At 46.1% G+C, this 16,210-nt stretch carries 16 protein-coding genes; 2 read left to right on the top strand and 14 right to left on the bottom strand.

Annotated features, from left to right (window positions below):
• Nucleotides 1-52: 52 nt before the first annotated feature.
• The 14 genes from WH37_RS21195 to WH37_RS21130 all read right to left on the bottom strand — a co-directional run bounded on the left by WH37_RS21195 (nucleotide 53) and on the right by WH37_RS21130 (nucleotide 14,797).
• Nucleotides 53-547: an AAA family ATPase gene (locus WH37_RS21195; protein WP_046232605.1), complete on the bottom strand. Its 495-nt coding sequence runs from the start codon at nucleotides 545-547 to the stop codon at nucleotides 53-55.
• Nucleotides 534-770, bottom strand: coding sequence for an ABC-three component system middle component 6 (locus tag WH37_RS21190; RefSeq protein ID WP_046232604.1), 237 nt, complete (start codon nucleotides 768-770; stop codon nucleotides 534-536). Before WH37_RS21190 ends, WH37_RS21195 begins: the two co-directional genes overlap by 14 nt.
• Nucleotides 767-1,708 (bottom strand): ABC-three component system protein, encoded by a 942-nt coding sequence (locus tag WH37_RS33845; RefSeq protein ID WP_052737121.1) that lies wholly within the window; start codon nucleotides 1,706-1,708, stop codon nucleotides 767-769. The genes WH37_RS21190 and WH37_RS33845 overlap by 4 nt, the downstream gene beginning before the upstream one ends.
• Nucleotides 1,709-2,341: 633 nt before the next feature.
• Entirely contained in the window at nucleotides 2,342-3,964 is a 1,623-nt protein-coding gene (locus tag WH37_RS21180; protein ID WP_046232603.1) for a GTPase, read from the bottom strand.
• Between the two features lie 739 nt (nucleotides 3,965-4,703).
• Nucleotides 4,704-6,089 carry a DUF4129 domain-containing protein gene (locus WH37_RS21175; RefSeq protein ID WP_046232602.1) on the bottom strand — a complete coding sequence of 462 codons (1,386 nt, stop codon included), beginning with the start codon at nucleotides 6,087-6,089 and terminating at the stop codon, nucleotides 4,704-4,706.
• Nucleotides 6,086-7,060 (bottom strand): DUF58 domain-containing protein, encoded by a 975-nt coding sequence (locus tag WH37_RS21170; protein ID WP_052737120.1) that lies wholly within the window; start codon nucleotides 7,058-7,060, stop codon nucleotides 6,086-6,088. The genes WH37_RS21175 and WH37_RS21170 overlap by 4 nt, the downstream gene beginning before the upstream one ends.
• Before the next feature lie 150 nt (nucleotides 7,061-7,210).
• Nucleotides 7,211-8,170, bottom strand: coding sequence for an AAA family ATPase (locus WH37_RS21165; RefSeq protein ID WP_046232600.1), 960 nt, complete (start codon nucleotides 8,168-8,170; stop codon nucleotides 7,211-7,213).
• 36 nt (nucleotides 8,171-8,206) lie between these two features.
• Nucleotides 8,207-9,130 carry a polysaccharide deacetylase family protein gene (locus WH37_RS21160; protein WP_046232599.1) on the bottom strand — a complete coding sequence of 308 codons (924 nt, stop codon included), beginning with the start codon at nucleotides 9,128-9,130 and terminating at the stop codon, nucleotides 8,207-8,209.
• Between the two features lie 18 nt (nucleotides 9,131-9,148).
• Nucleotides 9,149-10,171 (bottom strand): phosphotransferase, encoded by a 1,023-nt coding sequence (locus WH37_RS21155; RefSeq protein ID WP_046232598.1) that lies wholly within the window; start codon nucleotides 10,169-10,171, stop codon nucleotides 9,149-9,151.
• A gap of 377 nt (nucleotides 10,172-10,548) precedes the next feature.
• Nucleotides 10,549-12,183 (bottom strand): amino acid permease, encoded by a 1,635-nt coding sequence (locus WH37_RS21150; RefSeq protein ID WP_046232597.1) that lies wholly within the window; start codon nucleotides 12,181-12,183, stop codon nucleotides 10,549-10,551.
• A gap of 121 nt (nucleotides 12,184-12,304) precedes the next feature.
• Entirely contained in the window at nucleotides 12,305-12,898 is a 594-nt protein-coding gene (locus WH37_RS34895) for a response regulator (protein ID WP_082110939.1), read from the bottom strand.
• A 33-nt stretch (nucleotides 12,899-12,931) separates the two neighbouring features.
• A complete protein-coding gene (locus WH37_RS21140; RefSeq protein ID WP_046232596.1) occupies nucleotides 12,932-13,543 on the bottom strand; it encodes a DUF3298 and DUF4163 domain-containing protein in 612 nt (203 codons plus the stop codon).
• 16 nt (nucleotides 13,544-13,559) lie between these two features.
• A complete protein-coding gene (locus tag WH37_RS21135; RefSeq protein ID WP_046232595.1) occupies nucleotides 13,560-14,075 on the bottom strand; it encodes a GNAT family N-acetyltransferase in 516 nt (171 codons plus the stop codon).
• Nucleotides 14,072-14,797, bottom strand: a complete 726-nt coding sequence (locus WH37_RS21130) for a phosphonate ABC transporter ATP-binding protein (RefSeq protein WP_046232594.1) — start codon at nucleotides 14,795-14,797, stop codon at nucleotides 14,072-14,074. Before WH37_RS21130 ends, WH37_RS21135 begins: the two co-directional genes overlap by 4 nt.
• A 283-nt stretch (nucleotides 14,798-15,080) precedes the next feature.
• On the opposite strand from WH37_RS21130, the gene WH37_RS21125 reads away from it, so the two are divergent.
• Both WH37_RS21125 and WH37_RS21120 read left to right on the top strand, forming a co-directional pair.
• A complete protein-coding gene (locus WH37_RS21125; RefSeq protein ID WP_046232593.1) occupies nucleotides 15,081-15,305 on the top strand; it encodes a hypothetical protein in 225 nt (74 codons plus the stop codon).
• A gap of 153 nt (nucleotides 15,306-15,458) precedes the next feature.
• A complete protein-coding gene (locus WH37_RS21120; protein ID WP_046232592.1) occupies nucleotides 15,459-16,193 on the top strand; it encodes an HAD family hydrolase in 735 nt (244 codons plus the stop codon).
• Nucleotides 16,194-16,210 lie beyond the last annotated feature (17 nt).

Below are 16,210 nucleotides of genomic sequence, written 5' to 3'. Positions count from 1 at the left end.
TTATCTCGAAAAATTATTTTCAGAATATTCACTTTTAATGTTTGCTAAAGGTTTATGCAACGCTAGTGAATTTACTATAATCCTGTTCTTTGCGAATAAAAGTATCATACTTGGCATAACATTCCCTATCTCGTCTAATGAATCGTGGGAATAGTGTATTGAACGTGAGGTTTTTTGTAACTGTTTCATTATTAAAAACCTTTTTCAACATTAATCTTCTAAAGTTTGTAATGGTATACTTTTTTTCATTTAAATAAATCTCGTTCTGCTTTGAAGTATTTCTTGAAGAAGTAAAAACAACATCATCAATTTCAAATTCCAATGTAAAGTGCCAATTTGGAATTTTCTCTTCAAACACTTTTATCTTATTAGAACCAAGACAAAAGTGTATTAAGTAAATGATTAACGATTTTCCTACGCCATTGTAAGTATTTTTCACATTGTTGTCAGAGGGATTATTTTTCTTTCCGACTATTAAGTTAAGTCCGGGCTTAAACGGAACAGTGTGAAAAGTATGTTTATCTGCACTTAATTTATTCAGACGCAAGTATTATACACCCTCTATCGTCAACGTTTATTGCGCCAATGATAAATAAGTAATCAAGCGCTAAAATAAACATGTCAAAATTATGTTTGTAAGGGATATTACTATCCTTATATTTTTTCCATAATTCATCAATCTCAATTTCGTGATTTATCAATGCAGCTAGTTCAGCACCAAAACCATACATTGATTCTGATATTGAAACATGTTTCTGTGGAAGTATCATATAACCATTTCCTTTACAGGTTCCTCAAATATATCACATGACTCGAAATAATATGCCATTAGTACAAGTACGGCGTCTCTATGTGCCTTATCTTCTTTAGGTGATGCCTTCTTCAAAATATACATAAATCGCTTATCGGTACAAAGATCCTCCTCCTCAGGAATCTCTATTTTCGATTCCTCGTACATTTCTTTGAAGCATTTTTGCAAATCCGTTCTCACATATTCGCTATTCACCTTAAAATACTCTTCCAAATCGCCAAGTTGGTAACTTGCAAAAGTAAGATAGTGCTGAATTTTGTTGCTTAATTTGTTGAATATTAGTTTATCCTCAAAATCTGGAACATTCAAATTATCTTCTATACTCGGGAACCCTGAACAACCTTTAATATGTGTAACCGCCTCGTTAAGTACCGAATAATCCAGGAATCCGATTGTATCATCGGGAATAAAACTTATGACATCTATAATATCATCACTATTAAGCTTGATAAATGTATCCTCTAGGTTCTTCGAAGTGAAAGGTTTACATTTAATCCCTTTATTTCCCTTTTCCAATTTCATCAACTCTTGATGAATTGGTGCTGCCACTCCTTTATATTTATCATTAACAACATAATAAAATTCCTTTATTGGACAGATTGAGTGCCAATGCTTTTTAAGCCCATTAAAATCATCTCGGACTTTTTTAACTGCAGAGTTTATTGTTGATAATTTTTCGGTACTCTCAGGTGCAAAAACTTGATAGTAAGTACCCGAAGTACTATCAAAACCATCATTCTTCATATCGCCAATTCTGCCCCATGCTTTTACCGGTTGAAAATTTAGATTTGCCTTCCCCATTACCTTGATAAATAAATCTTCGAATCTCTGCCCATCAGATTCGTGGATTTTTAATTTGAACGCGAGCCTTGCCATGTATAATTCCGTCCTGTTCATCTTCTCACCACTCTAGATTTGTTTGAATCTAACTCATGTGACACCATACTTCGTACTTCGACAACAAACTAGTTAAATCCTGACAAAAAGGGAAATATCAGTGTTAAAAAACGTAAAAATCCTGCTTAAAGGCAGGCTCTTTATTTAAACTGCATTTATATCGAACACAAGATATAGACCCTCTTGTCTTCAAATCCAAAATCGGTTCCCTAATTTCTTCCTCGCGGAAAAAACAAGGGCTAAATCAACTATCAGCACATAGTTGAGTAGCATTCAAATCACCTCTGATTTGAAGGTTTGAGCCAACCTGTCACATCTCCTCTATTCCTTGCGAACCATCAATATTACACACTCCACATGTCTGGTGTACTGCAAAAAAATCAAATCAATACATTAAAAACGGCATCACTGCCGTTTAAGTTTAAGGTGTTGTGAAGCCTAGGGGATCGAACCCCTGACCTCATCGCTGCCAGCGAAGCGCTCTTCCACGGATGGTCATTTACACACCCATAAAAGTTTACTTGTCTATACGAATACCTGAAAGAAAAGCACGATAAAGAGAAATATTTCCTTCTTTTCTACTGAACGATTCCACACACTTCTTTCCCCTTTTAGTACAACTCAAAAAGGAATTCAAACTTCAATAAACTCTTTTGTCATATTTATAAGTACATCTTCTGCCCTACTTTGCATTACTTCATTAATTGATTGACACAAGACATCCAACTTTGTGATTAAAGAATCTGCACTGGAAATGTACTTATTTATTTCATACATAATATCCTTTTTTTCAAATATGTCAGAATCGTATTCACTAAATTTAGTATAAACTACACTTTCAACTGGTATCTCTTTAATTCGTTCTTTAAGTTTCCGGATACAGTAAAGGAAAGTATCCTCATTAAGTATTGGAATAGGGTAACCGGTATCCCTGCACATGTAATCATTCGAGACTGATTGCGCTAGATAAACTTGAATAGCCTTTGATAGTTTATTTCCATTTTCATCAATTTCTATTCTGGACAAATAAACTTTATAAAGATCAAGTAACAATTGCATGCAATCTAAAAATTTTTGATTGCTGTACGTTTCGTAGAAATTATGATATCCATGAGTTGTATGTATTTCTAGTGTTGTTTTTGTTAAATCTGCTTCAAAAATCTCACCTGTATGTAATGCTTTAAGTGCCTCTTTAAACCTACCCGAATTATGTCTAGCAAAGCGTAAAACTTTTGCATTATTGTAGTCAACTCGTTTAATTTGTTTAACAAATACATCGTGTAATAAACCATAACAATTTTCAAATGAAATAATATGATTAAATTTTCCCGTTGCGTTGTCAAACTCATGCCGTACTGATTCTTTAATTCCTGCAAGTCTCTTAAAGACCTCCTGCATTGTATGAGCAGAACATATTCTAACACAATTATTAAAGTGATGTTCTTCCCCAGTAGGTAACTTCACTTGATAATAATTAACAGAAGATGTAGAAGCGCTTAAAATTGAAGTAAGAATAAATGTATCATTATTTTTATAAGCACTATTACCTGTCAATTCACTATATCTATTACGGATGACCTCTGCAGCTACATAATTAGTTTCATCCTTTTCACTCAATACTTCCTCAGCCGTATCAACATAATTATCTAATTCTCTTTTCCCAATTTGCCATTGCGTATCTGTTTCTAAAAAAATCAAAGGCTTATCTGAGATTGAATTGAGAAAATTTTGGTACATTTTAATGTAATCGCGTCTGTTCCCTAAGTTTGGGATATTATAAAGATACAACAAAACGGCACATTCTTTAATTTCTAAGGGTACTTGGGTTTCCTTATCTTGTGAATCTAGAAGCCCTTGTGTATCAATAAACTCCAATTCATTCAAATCATATTGGTCCATTACTTTATCGAAATTAGAAGAAGGTTTCACTCTTATTGAAACTGTACACTTTTCTAATAAACAAGCAAAATCCATTGCCTGAGAAATATCTATGATTTGCTCATCGACTACACCATCTTTAATCTGACTAACTTTACAAGAACACTGCTCCAGATCACGCTCAATGTAAAATCTAACTGGATTCTTAGTTTGACCCGAGAGTTTAGTTTCCTTATGTTGTGGGCCAATTAGCCCTATTAATTGAGATGCTACTTTTTCGTCAATTAAATGATTTAAAAATGTAGATTTTCCTATTCCAGAAAGACCTACAACCCCAATTTTCATTTTATTTTTAAGGTATACGTTTGTGACCTCCATCTGCTAATCTCCTTTGTCAAAATGAATTTAACATATCTATGACAGACCTCGATAGGTAAGAAAATCTAAAATAATTATATCCCTACCAGCTAGAAAAATCCAGAAAATATTCCCAAATTCGACAAACAAAAGACCCCTAGCGGCAGGAGCCTCAACTCAATCTAGTTCTATTTTCCTTACTCAAGCCCTTATCCGAATCCACCAGACTACCAACCTCAACCCCCCATCGTACCAATGATCTAGCTGATCCGCAGCTTGAAGTGAATCTAATTCCGTCTTTTCGAACCTCTATCCCGCCAATAATCGTGCAGAGCATCATTTTCTTTGCTATATGGAACTGTTTGAAAACAATGCGCCAGATTGGGATGTACTGTTTCAAGGTCTCCTAGTTCATTCTTCTCGATCCAACTGGCTCGCACAAACACAGAAACCCGAGCGCTGAATACGCTCGGGTTTCCTTCAAGCAAGCGAATGTGGCTCTAATTCACTACGTTCTCATTAGCGACAAACAGCACTCCACATGTGTGGAGCATTTACGCTATATGCAGATTGAGCATCGCTGCATCCACATTCAACTCAACTCTCTGCTTTACCACTATCGATGGTACGGTTCACCGGAATGTATCTTCAACTAAACTGTCAGTTAGCTTAATACCGTTCACGGTCTAATCGTTTATTTTCTTTGAACACCCATTAAAAAAGCCCTGACCGGGTCATTCTCCGGCCAGGCTGCTTAAAACTATTTGCCGTGTTTTTGCTGCTGTGAATACAAGGCATTCACCGCTTCCTCCTGCGGCTCCTCCTCCTTGTAACGCGCCTCTTCATACAGATTGATCAGCTGCTTACGATCTGCCTCGCTGTAGCTATCCGCATCCTTCGCAGCCACCTGCCATTTGACGAGCTCCTCTGCCGTTTCCCTAGGCGTCAAATGAGGCTGATACACATAACCTTTGCTTATGCTGCGCTTTACCCAGCGGCTGTACAAATAGCGGATTCGCTCCCTCGTTCCCGAGAGCTCCTCCCATTTAACAGCCTGCTCGGCTTTATTTCGCTTTCTGCGGAGCCGCCAGCCATCCTGCCATTTGCTTAAGGTCATTAAGCTTTCGACCTCATCGGTATAGCCCTGCTCGCCTCCCAGCCTTTCAGCGGAGCGCTCCGCCATTTTGGCAAGAAAGGCTTTGGAGAGCCGATACACAACTCGCATAAGCCAAAATAAAACTAGTCCAATCGCAGCAATAACGATGATGATAATGACGACTTTCAATAGGCCTTCAATCCATACTAGCCATGGGGAAGGCTCTTGTTGCTCCACAGGCGGCAATACGGGCTCAGGCAATACTTCCGGCTGCGGTTGAGCAGGCGCATCTGCTTCGCCTCCTGTTATTAATGACAGTATCAGCTGAACGAGAGAGCGCACAGCCCATTCAATCCCCTGCGTAATTTGCCTGATAAAGCCAATCGCAATAACAGGCAGCAGCAGCAAAGCAAGCATCCATCTATTTTGACGTTTGAAGGCTTCTACAGAGGCTGATATTGGACGATGCTGCCCCGTCTGATCCGTCTCGCGCTGCACCAGCCGCTCATTCACCATGAAAAAATAAACCATCAGCGCCACAATTGCGCCGGCTGTCATCCAAAACGAATAATGCTGCAGCGGCATGAGCCAAAATTGAGCCAATTGCAGCGCTAAATAGCCGAAAATGCCTATCATCATCGTACTTCCTGTAAATATAATCGACCAGCTGTGCAGCCGTTCATTCATTCCACGATAAACAGCGATGCTGCCGAAAATAGCAAGCGCCGGCCACCAAGCTTCCCAGCTTGCTCCTGATGCCATTGCAATTGCACCGCATACAACAAGCAAACCATCAGAAAGCAAAATGCCAATTAGCAAGGCGAGGCATAGTCTAGTTGCCCGATTGCTGTTGAGCAGCTTCTCTGTAACGGACAGCAGCAGGGAACCAGCTCCATAGCATATTGGCAAACTGAGCAGCCAAACGAGAAGCAGGCCGCCTGAGAGCGTATAAGCACCGAAGGGCAATACGAAGGGCAGCAAAAACAGCAGCTCCAGCGAGCCTTTCCCTACAGCTATTCCAGCGATTTTTGCATTAGGCGATTTGTTCATGATACTCCACCTGCCTGCTGCTGTTCGCTAGCTTGCCCTGCTAGCAGCCAAATCGAGACGGAGTTGCCGCCAAAACGCAGCTGCTGGGCAGCAAGCTCCAGCGTTTCATTCCAATACGCGGAAATAATGAGCAGATCACAGCCGCTTACACCGCGCTCGCTCTCCCTTTGCAGCAGATCGCTGAACAGCTCCGTCCGGGTCAGCGACAGCTTGGCGAGCAGCTCCAATATCGCCAGCCACTGGTCATAGCCGCTGCGCGGCAGCAGCATGGCGCTTTCAAGCTCGCCTTGCAGCGGCATGTTGGCGGCGAAGCCGACTTCCATGCCGCTCGCCGTGACGGCCTCCGCTGCTCCCGCTGCCCATTCAATGCCCCGTTCGATTAATGCTTCATCGGTAATCGTACGCCACATGCCTTCATGATCCTCAACATTCAAATAAATCATCAGCTTCCTGTCAGCCGTATAATCATATTGATGAACCTGCAGCTTGCCTGCCCGAGCGGTCGCTTTCCAGTTGACCGCCTTGAAGGAGTCGCTGGGACGATAATCCCTTGCGCCTACGACAACGAAGGGATCTTCCACAATCCAGCGCCGCACCGACGTCTCGCCCTGCCAGCTGTGGGAGGGCAACTCATCGTTTGGAACTTGTGCGGGGAGCGGATAAACAAGCAGCTCGCCTTCAATCATGATTTGCTTCATATCATGCTGAATGCCCAGCAAATCGCCGCCGGTCAGGGCAACCGAGCGAAGCTTGTACACCCCGCGCCTGGCGCTGACGAACGAATGCGTGCGAGTAATTTTCGTATAAGGCATAAGACTGAAAAAGCTTTTATGGTTCTGGTAATGCTCCCCGCTGCTCACCGCAAGATTGTCCTGCGAGCGAAAGATGAGCTGGGAGGATAATTGAGACTCAACTCGCAGCCAAGGAACAGGCAGCCATTTGCCATTTGACAATTGCTCCACCAATTCCATACGATCCCCACTAAAGCAGGTTTTTTGACTAAACCGCCTGGAATAGCTAATGTTCCGCAGAGCAAACCTACGAAACACATTAGCTTGAAGCATAACTATAATGATTGCAGCGATAATAAAAGAAACGACGAGCATCGTTTATTTACTAGCCTATTTAGCGAGAAGTCCTGCCTCGGCAGGAACCTCGGTTCGCCTAATAATATCTTCGATAATTTTCTCTGCGCTGCCTTGTGTACGCTGCAGTCCACGAAGCGCGAGACGATGGGCCAGCACGGGCTGCGCCATCGCTTTAACATCATCCGGCGTTACAAAATCTCTTCCCCGCAAAATCGCCTGCACCTGCGAGGCTCTCAGCAGCGCCTGGCTGCCGCGAGGGCTGACGCCCGTCTGCACTTCTTCTCTGCTCCGTGTCTGCTCCACTAGCTTCAGCATATAAAGCAGCACATCATCCGATACGCGTACAGAGGAGTAAAGCTGCTGAGCTTCTGCAATTTCTTCTGCCCCTGCAATGGGTGCAAGCTGCTCCAGCGGGTCTTCCTCTTTAAAGCGCTTCAAAATTTGCAGCGCCTCATCCGTTGTTGGATAGCCCATTTTAACCTTGAATAAAAAACGGTCCAGCTGCGCTTCCGGCAGCGGAAACGTTCCCTGATGCTCGACGGGATTTTGCGTCGCCATAACCATGAAAGGCCGCGAAAGCGGCATTGTCTCGCCCTCGAGACTAATTTGCCGCTCCTCCATACATTCGAGCAGGCTGGATTGCGTGCGTGGAGTTGCACGGTTAATCTCGTCAGCCAGCAGCATGTTCGTAAACAAAGGACCAGGCCGGAACTCAAAATCCCCCTGCTTCTGATTGTAAAAATGAATGCCCGTCAAATCTGACGGCATTAAATCCGGCGTAAATTGCACACGCCGAAATGTCAGGCTGAGCGACTTCGCCAGCGATTTGGCAAGCAGCGTTTTGCCCGTTCCGGGCACATCCTCCAGCAGCACATGGCCGCCGGTAATTAATGCGATAAACAATAAGTCGGCTATATGCTCTTTCCCTACGATGACGCGGCCAATATTGCTTCTCAGTTGTTCAGATAATACAGCAATGGATTGGTAAGACATACTAGCAGCTCCTTTTTTCACGAAAAATAGGATGTTCTATTGGCTCCAGCCACAGCGCTCGCGCTGTACACGTTGCAGCTCCGACCAGCGAACGAGCCGAATGTCCTCGCCATGCAGCGTCTGCACGATCTCGCGATCGCGGAACAGCTGGAACTCAAGCCCACGCTTCTCAGGCTGGCCATGGAAGGAGAACAGCTCATCGGTTACGAGCGACGGATGAATAATAAGCTCTGTCAAACCCGGCTGCAAGCTGCGCAGCTGCTGTTTCATCGCCTCTTTGAACGACGCATACGTTTCCCCAGCCTGCAGCTGGAATGGCAAGCCGACTAAGTAATCCAATATGATGACGCCTTTGGAATCCGCCAGCATTCCGAGCTGCTTCGCCTGCTCGGCAAGCTCTGGAGAGGCTGTCTGCGCGCGATCACCTAGCAAATGACGCGGAAGGCGAAAAGGCAAGCCATATTTGGCGCATACGTCGAATACAATAGGTAAAAAATGATTGCCTGTCGCAAGCCCATACAGGCTGCCCATATGATTATCGGCATGGCTCGGCTTCATCCCGAGCTGCAGGGCAAGCTCTATCTGGGCAACCAGCTCGCGCTCTACCTGCTCGGAGTCGGCCTGCAGCTCGAACGTGCGGCTATCTTTCGGGAAATATCCGCCCTCTACGAGCAAGGAAGGAACATCCTCAGGCTTGCTCACGGGCCCCCAGCGATAATTATCCCACTCGCTTGTAAAAGTGAAATGAACGCCTACATCATGCTCCTGATGTAACGCGCTCCATTTCGCTGCTTCCCGTGCTGCGGGACAAGGCATCATAATCGTTGCCGAGCTTACTGCGCGCTCTTCCAAAAGCTGCTCCACCGCTTTATTAACTGAACCGCATAAGCCATAATCATCGGCATTAACAATGAGCAGTCTTTCATCACTGCTGTATCCTAATGCTGCTGCAACACTCATGAGCCCAACTCCTCCAAATTATAGTGGTCGATCAACGCCAGCAAGCAGCTCCAGAAATAGCGCTTTCAAATGTCGTTCATTGCTGCCTGTCCATTTCACGATTTTTGCCGCTTGGATCACAATTTTTTGCAATACCGCCGCTTCGTCAAGCTGCTCCCGCCAGCGCGTCATAAAATGCAGCGCCACATCAAGCATCCGTAGCTTCAGCAGCAGCGTAATACCACTTGCCTCCTCAGCTGTCAGCCGCAATTCAGACCCAAACCCCTCGCAAAACAAAGCGATTCGCTCCAGCTGTCCTTCATCTGCCCAGTCAATTAAATCCACGATAACGACAGCCAGTTCCATCGCCCTTACATCGACGGTACAAAATTCAAAATCAAGCAAGCCGACTATGGCATCTCCACGAGCGACGGAATTGCTGAAATTCAAATCGCCATGAATCCATTGACGGGGAAGCTCGGCTATGCTTTTCAGGTCATTTTGTAAAAGCTCCCGTTCCTGCTGCAAGCACACGACTTGCTCCTCAAATTCCGGCAGCAGTCCGGCTTCACTAGCAATATCAAGCATAGCTGGAATGCTTATCGCCTCATAAGATTGCTCCAGCTTGTAATAGGGATCATAAATAGGCTCACCTTGCGGCCTAATGGCATTTAATCCCTTACATAAAGCAGCCGTAGCGATGCCGAGCCCCTTAATGTGGGAAATATTTTCGACGGAAGGCCGCTTGCCTTCAATGAAATGGCATAGCGTTGCCAGTTTGCCGTCTTTTGCCTCGGTTACGGTCTGCCCTGCGCGATTGGCTACAGGCTTAGGAATGTCAAAATGACGATTCCCTTGCTCCAGCAGCCCAAATAACACCTCATGCTCCAGCAAAACCGTCGACTTATTCTGATGATTGTTATAAATGCGCAGCACGTAGCGGTTATTTCCCGCCTGTACGATCCGCGTTGTATTGTTCATGCCGCTGTCTCCGGCAGCTATTTCCCATGGCACGCCAAGCTCATATTGGTCTAAAAACGTTGAAAAATCATGCTGAATCAATGGTTTTGTCCTCCTCCAGCGACCAGTTGCTGCCTTTATTATACTTGCTGGGGGCAGAAGTTGGCAAAAAATCGGAAATCAGCCGAGGCCATTCGCTATTTCCCCTTAACTGAACCGTCTTTCTACAGGCAAGCTTCGACACATTTTGTAACAGTCTGGCGCTGGTCTATCGCTTCCTTGCTCCTTCATTTTGCCATATCTAGTTTCTCCTGATTTTGCTTCCTCCATCTGTTGTAGCTGGAAGCGTTATAGCGTATTTTAAGCTTTATTAGGCAATCGTTAGCCTGCTGTCGAAATCATTTTAAACATGTTGGATTGTGCGCTTCCCCGGGAAATAGACGGCTCATTTCCACCTTTCTATTTCCCGCAATTGCTCTTCATTCCGTTAGCTTGAATTTTCGCTCAATTCTAATAATTTCCCCATGCGGCTTATTCAGGCGGCTTTGCAGCGTCTCGAGATGACGTCTCCGGTATCGCAAATCCAGCACCCCGGATACAAGCAGCACAGCCCCCGCCCCTATGATGCCTTCCTTGCCAAGCACGATCGCTGCCAGCACAACGCTGAGGAGCAGCCAGACCAGCGCAGATATATTCACCATACGGCTCCACCTGCCGAGATGCCAAGGCGCATCGACGAGCAGCTTGTGCTTCTTCCCTGCGCGCAGCGCTAACGCTATCGGTATCGCATACGCCGTGTATAGGCAAATCAGCGTAAAGCTGGGGACAGCAGCTGTCAGCAGATGCTCTGGAATGAGCAAACAGGAAGTTACTAGGATAACGAAAAACAAAGCGGCAGCGAGCCAGACGCATTTCCTGGGTGATTGAGATGCAGGGTGAACGCCCTCCAGCTGCTTGCTGAAAGGCAGCGCCTTATCGCGCGTCAGGCTGTACAATAATCGGGAGCAAGCGATCAGTACGCTGCTGCTGCTTGAGTAGAGCAGCACAACTAGAAGTATTGTCACCAGCGGCGAACGGCTTATAGCATCTAGCAAACTGCCCGCAAACCACTCGCTCCCGCCAGCCGGAATGCCTCCATTTGAGAATCCAGGCCACACAAGTGTCAGCATAGCCAGCAGCACAAAGCCGATAATAAACGTGTAAGCCGTCGATAAATAGATCGCCCATGGCACGCGAATGCGGGGATCGGACGTCTCCTCAGCTCCTTGAGCAGCGCTGTCCATGCCGAGAAACAGCTTTTGCAGAAGCAGAAAGCCCGCAAGCATACCGACGGTTGTCTGGCCCTTCCCCTCTCCACTATGGGCAGGAAGCGTAAATAACAGCTCAGGCGAAAAAACGCCCGGCCAATACAGCGCCATTAGAATGCCGATTGCAGCGACTGCAGCGATAAGCTGCAGCCATAGTCCGCTGCGCAGCAGAACGGCCAGCAGATGGACGCCCCGGCTGTGCAAAGCGACTTGCGTGACCACCATTGCCAAGGCAATGATTGCTTTCGTCCATATTGATGGCATATAACCGAGCCAGCCAGCTAGCATTCCATCAAGCAATGAGGCGCATAGCAGATTGGTCAGCAGCAGGAGCCCCATGTAACCAGCCATGTGAAACCAACCCGCATGCCAGCCCCATACGCGTCCTCCTAATGCGGAGGACCAGTGATAGACACCCCCGGCGGTCGGTATAGCAGATGACAACTCAGCAAGCGATGCACTTACCATTAAAGCAAACAGCGCAGCAAGCGGAATGCCGATACCAACGACAATGGGCCCACCCTGCTGCAGGGCAGGCGCCAGAAACAACAAAGCTGCAGCACACAGCCCCATCGTGTTAAAAGAAAGCCCGAATGAAGCAGCCGCTCCAAATTTGCGTCTGAGCTGCTGGGCAAGGCCAAACAAATTCAAATCATGCTTATCCTGCTGCATTTGAATATAGGTGGCATAAGCCGTCATGCTCTGATGGCTTGACGATTTGATACTTTGCTGCGCCTTGACAGCTCCGGCTAATGCAGCAGCACATACAACGAAAAATAAAGCTAGCCCGATTACGAGCGCAATCATTCCACCACCCCCATCGTTAAGCAGTATATGTGAAGGTGGAAGGGCTCATGCCAGCAAACCATCGAAATACCTCATGACATTAATTATTTATGACATTAACTATCGAGCAGAAGCAGGCACTCTAGACTAGCGCGAGCACCCGGTTCAGCAATTGATCGGTGTCAAACGGTTTTTCTATCCACTCGGTAACGCCCAGCTCAGCTGCCGCCTCCATTTTTTCAGGCTCCCCGTACGCGGTAATAAGCAATACTTTAACGTTGGCATCGCTTTTGCGAATCGCGCACAGCACGTCCAATCCATCCATATCAGGCAGCATAAAATCAAGCAAAATGCAGTCCGCTCCATGACGCTCGAATTGCTCAAGCGCGTTCAGCCCATCTGCAGCTTCATATACGGTAAATCCCGCCTTCTGAAACAGCTCTGCCAGCATGAGCCGAATGAGCGGCTGGTCGTCAACAATAAGCAGCTTCTTCCCTTCAGCTATCTTTGCTGCATCCGCGCTGCCAGCCAAAGCTTTGAGCGCCTGTTTGCTGCGCCCGCCATCCAGCTTGCCAGGAAAGCTATTCTTCACTGGGCTGAGCTGCAAGCTTGAAGACTGGCGCCGAACGGGGGGCGCGGAAAGGCGCGGCCCCTTGTCCTTTTTCACATACTGCAAATAAACAACGAAAGCGATCGTCGTGACAAATACAGCGCATAATAAAATGATATACATCATGCTGTCTTCTCTCCTGCTGCAAAGTTGCACATATCAATAATTGACGACCATTGGTCCAAGCGGGCCATTTTCATTAATCATATCCTCAATGTCATAGACGGAGATGGGGAAATACGGAAAACCAAAAGCATAAGGCGTTAGCTCATAGAGGGCAAAATACAGCACCAGCGTCCGGTCCGCAACATAATAATCCTGATCCGGCCTTATGGCTTTGAACGGCGACAGCGTACTAATATCTCGTGCCCTGATTTGAGCGGTGACCAGCGCGGACAGCTTGACGATATAATTGCTGCCAGGCTTAAACAGCTCAGCAAGCGTATAAGATCGTCCGGTTGTCAGCTTGAAGGTAAGCGACTGCTGCAGCGTCAGTCCATGCGCTCCGCCTGTATAGGCGTAGTTGAACAAAGACAGGCTGAGCACATCCTTTTGGTTGTTTTTGAGCTCAAAATATCCTTGCATCTCCGCATGCGGGTCTTCAAGCGTACCTTGCTCAGCTATGAGATGCTGCGCTGCTGAGTGAATGATCCCATTGATTTGACTATCCGCTGCCTCATTGGATCCCCCGCTAATATGAGGCAGCCACAGCTCGGCCTTTGGAAACGTACTGCGGACAGACTGAACGATTACAGGAGATTGAAACGCCATATCGGGCTACACCTGCCTATTCGCTAGAATGCTCCATTGTATGCAGATTACGTCTCATCTCATGCCACTCAATTCCTCCATGTGAGGAAGAAGCCTTGCCTACGTATGTAAATTTCGCCTGTTCATAAAAAGAAATCAGATGCGGCTCGCACATCAAAATAATCGCTTTCAGCCTCTCATTTTCGCATGCTTGGATCAGCTTGTCCAGCAGTTTTGCAGCAATCCCCCTGCGCCTGAACGCCGGATCTACAGCTATAGTCAGTATGCAAAAGTTGTCTCCCGCGTATTCCTCCTGATGACTGCCCTTCATCTCGTCACCGCAGCTTTCCTGCTCCGTTCGAATCCCATTGGCTATGCCAAGCAAACGTCCGTCATCCGACCAAGCGGACCAGAAATACGAGGGATACTCCTGAAAACGGTACTGGAATCCCGCTTCCGTCGCCGCGGCCTCAGGTGAATAACAGCGCTGCTCAAGCTCCAGCGCCTGTGAAAGCTCATGCTGCTGAATCAATCTCAGCTTTACTTCGCTCATAGCAGCATTTTCTCCCGTTCGGTCAAGCGCCTGCCTCTGATGTCGATGACAAGTTTGCCATTGTTGAGCCCAATAATGCGGTCTGCGAACCGTTCAGCATAATCGCCTTGATGCAGCACGGCAATAACCGTAACGCGCTGCTCTGTGCAAAGCCGTTTCAAATCCGCGAGTACCTGATCGGCCGTATGCGGATCAAGTCCGGATACGGGCTCGTCCGCCAAAATGATTTTTGCGCCGTGCACAAGCGCGCGGGCAACGGCGATGCGCTGGCGCTCCCCCCCGCTCATCTTCTCCGCCTTCAGATGAGCTTTATCGAGAAGGCCAAGCTTCTCTATCGTATCCATGGCGCCCATATAATCGTCGCCGCGCACCATGCCGGTCCATCGCCGCCAAGCCGGTGTCTGGGTCACCGACCCGATAATCACATTTTTGAGCCCGGTCTTGCTTGGATACAGAACAGGCTTCTCCTCCAAATAGGCCACCTCGCGGCGAACTTTAAATCTGCCGGTAAGGCCTTGTTTTAGTATATCCGTTCCATCCAGCTTGTAAGTTCCTCGCGTCCATTTTTCCTGTAGCGCCAAGCATTTAAGCAGCATCGACTTGCCGCTTCCGCTCGCTCCCTTAATGGCGATAAATTCTCCATCCTCCACATCCAAATGTATATCGTCGAGCACTTTCGGCCCGCCTGGAATAACCTTCGTCAAATTCGAAATTCTTATCATTTTCCGCGCCCCTTTGTTTCACGCATCATATTTTCAGCATTTTGTATAATTCGATTCGGGTCGCTCCCGGGTGCAATATTTAGAGCGATAGAACCGCTTCGCTCTAAATATTGTACATTGAAAGTCGCTCAGGGGATTTATGCAAAATGCTCATTTATATAAATCTAGTTTACGGGAAACAAAAAACAGTTTCCACACGAACAAATGTTTGCTATAATAAAAACAGGAACAAAAGTTCTCATTGACTATTTATTAAACATCTAATAAGGGAGGCAGGATCACCATGAAGAGCACTTGCGAAAATTTTCGTTACGTTGAGAAAAATTGGCCACGTCGGGATTTAACTTTTAAGTTTTATGCAAACGGAGAGTTGACGATTATTGATAACAGCTCTGAGGAGGTGATCTCTCCGAATGACTTGCGGGGCGACAGCCTGGATTTCTATATCCGCCGCCGCATTGCCTTTATTAAGACAACTCTGCTTGTGTCGCAGCTTAAATATGCTTGATTTTTCTGAAAATGGCCAGCTGTCCTAATGTTTATCCTTAATTTTCCTAATTTACTGTCGTGGAAACGGGCTTGCTGCGTTGACGTAGGGCTCCTGATACTGTAGATTGATTTCATACACAGTCTATTTTGCGCTAAAGGAGCCGTGCTTTCTATGAAGCAGCACATTATGTTTGACCTCGACGATACATTAATTCATTGTAATAAATATTTCTATTTGGTTATTAGTCAGTTTGTTGATGCGATGACAACCTGGTTTGCCGGATATGAAGACGTCACCGCAAACGCTGTACGGGATAAACAAACGGAAATTGATATCGCTGGAATTGCTGTGCTTGGTTTCAAGAGTGAGCATTTTCCCCAATCCTTCGTTGACAGCTATGCTTATTTCTCCGACGTTACGGGTCGGAAGCGCTCTACTGTTGAGCAGGACTTTTTATGGAAGCTTGGGCTTAGCGTATACGAGCATGATACTGAACCCTATCCAAATATGGAGGAGACGCTGTATTCCTTAGCGAATCAGGGTCATGAGCTGCATCTCTATACAGGTGGCGAGCAGTTGATTCAAACCCGCAAAATTGATCAGCTCAATTTGAGCAAATATTTTAATAATCGCATCTATATCCGCCAACATAAAACCAATGAGGCATTAGAGGATATTTTAGCGGAAACCGCGCTGGATCGTGCACGCACATGGATGGTTGGCAATTCCATTCGGACGGATGTTGTGCCTGCCCTGACTGCCGGCATCCATGCCATTCATATGCGCAAGGATGCCGAATGGCAATATAATGTCGTCAATATTGAAGTTGAGCCCAAAGGCGCCTTCTTCACTTTGAATGATTTAGTGGAAGTGCCGGAAGCCATCTATGGTTATATTAATCGCTAGCTTAAGAAACACAAGAT

Source organism: Paenibacillus algorifonticola, from assembly GCF_000971975.1.
GTDB classification, from domain to species: domain Bacteria; phylum Bacillota; class Bacilli; order Paenibacillales; family Paenibacillaceae; genus Pristimantibacillus; species Pristimantibacillus algorifonticola.
This window is presented reverse-complemented; position numbering and strand designations above follow the sequence as displayed.

What these genes read in the sequence shown, in the direction of transcription:
- WH37_RS21190 (WP_046232604.1), bottom strand. Translation starts at nt 770, where the DNA reads ATGATACTTCCACAGAAACATGTTTCAATATCAGAATCAATGTATGGT.
- WH37_RS33845 (WP_052737121.1), bottom strand. Translation starts at nt 1,708, where the DNA reads ATGAACAGGACGGAATTATACATGGCAAGGCTCGCGTTCAAATTAAAA.
- WH37_RS21180 (WP_046232603.1), bottom strand. Translation starts at nt 3,964, where the DNA reads ATGGAGGTCACAAACGTATACCTTAAAAATAAAATGAAAATTGGGGTT.
- WH37_RS21175 (WP_046232602.1), bottom strand. Translation starts at nt 6,089, where the DNA reads ATGAACAAATCGCCTAATGCAAAAATCGCTGGAATAGCTGTAGGGAAA.
- WH37_RS21170 (WP_052737120.1), bottom strand. Translation starts at nt 7,060, where the DNA reads ATGGAATTGGTGGAGCAATTGTCAAATGGCAAATGGCTGCCTGTTCCT.
- WH37_RS21165 (WP_046232600.1), bottom strand. Translation starts at nt 8,170, where the DNA reads ATGTCTTACCAATCCATTGCTGTATTATCTGAACAACTGAGAAGCAAT.
- WH37_RS21160 (WP_046232599.1), bottom strand. Translation starts at nt 9,130, where the DNA reads ATGAGTGTTGCAGCAGCATTAGGATACAGCAGTGATGAAAGACTGCTC.
- WH37_RS21150 (WP_046232597.1), bottom strand. Translation starts at nt 12,183, where the DNA reads ATGATTGCGCTCGTAATCGGGCTAGCTTTATTTTTCGTTGTATGTGCT.
- WH37_RS34895 (WP_082110939.1), bottom strand. Translation starts at nt 12,898, where the DNA reads ATGATGTATATCATTTTATTATGCGCTGTATTTGTCACGACGATCGCT.
- WH37_RS21140 (WP_046232596.1), bottom strand. Translation starts at nt 13,543, where the DNA reads ATGGCGTTTCAATCTCCTGTAATCGTTCAGTCTGTCCGCAGTACGTTT.
- WH37_RS21135 (WP_046232595.1), bottom strand. Translation starts at nt 14,075, where the DNA reads ATGAGCGAAGTAAAGCTGAGATTGATTCAGCAGCATGAGCTTTCACAG.
- WH37_RS21130 (WP_046232594.1), bottom strand. Translation starts at nt 14,797, where the DNA reads ATGATAAGAATTTCGAATTTGACGAAGGTTATTCCAGGCGGGCCGAAA.
- WH37_RS21125 (WP_046232593.1), top strand. Translation starts at nt 15,081, where the DNA reads ATGAAGAGCACTTGCGAAAATTTTCGTTACGTTGAGAAAAATTGGCCA.
- WH37_RS21120 (WP_046232592.1), top strand. Translation starts at nt 15,459, where the DNA reads ATGAAGCAGCACATTATGTTTGACCTCGACGATACATTAATTCATTGT.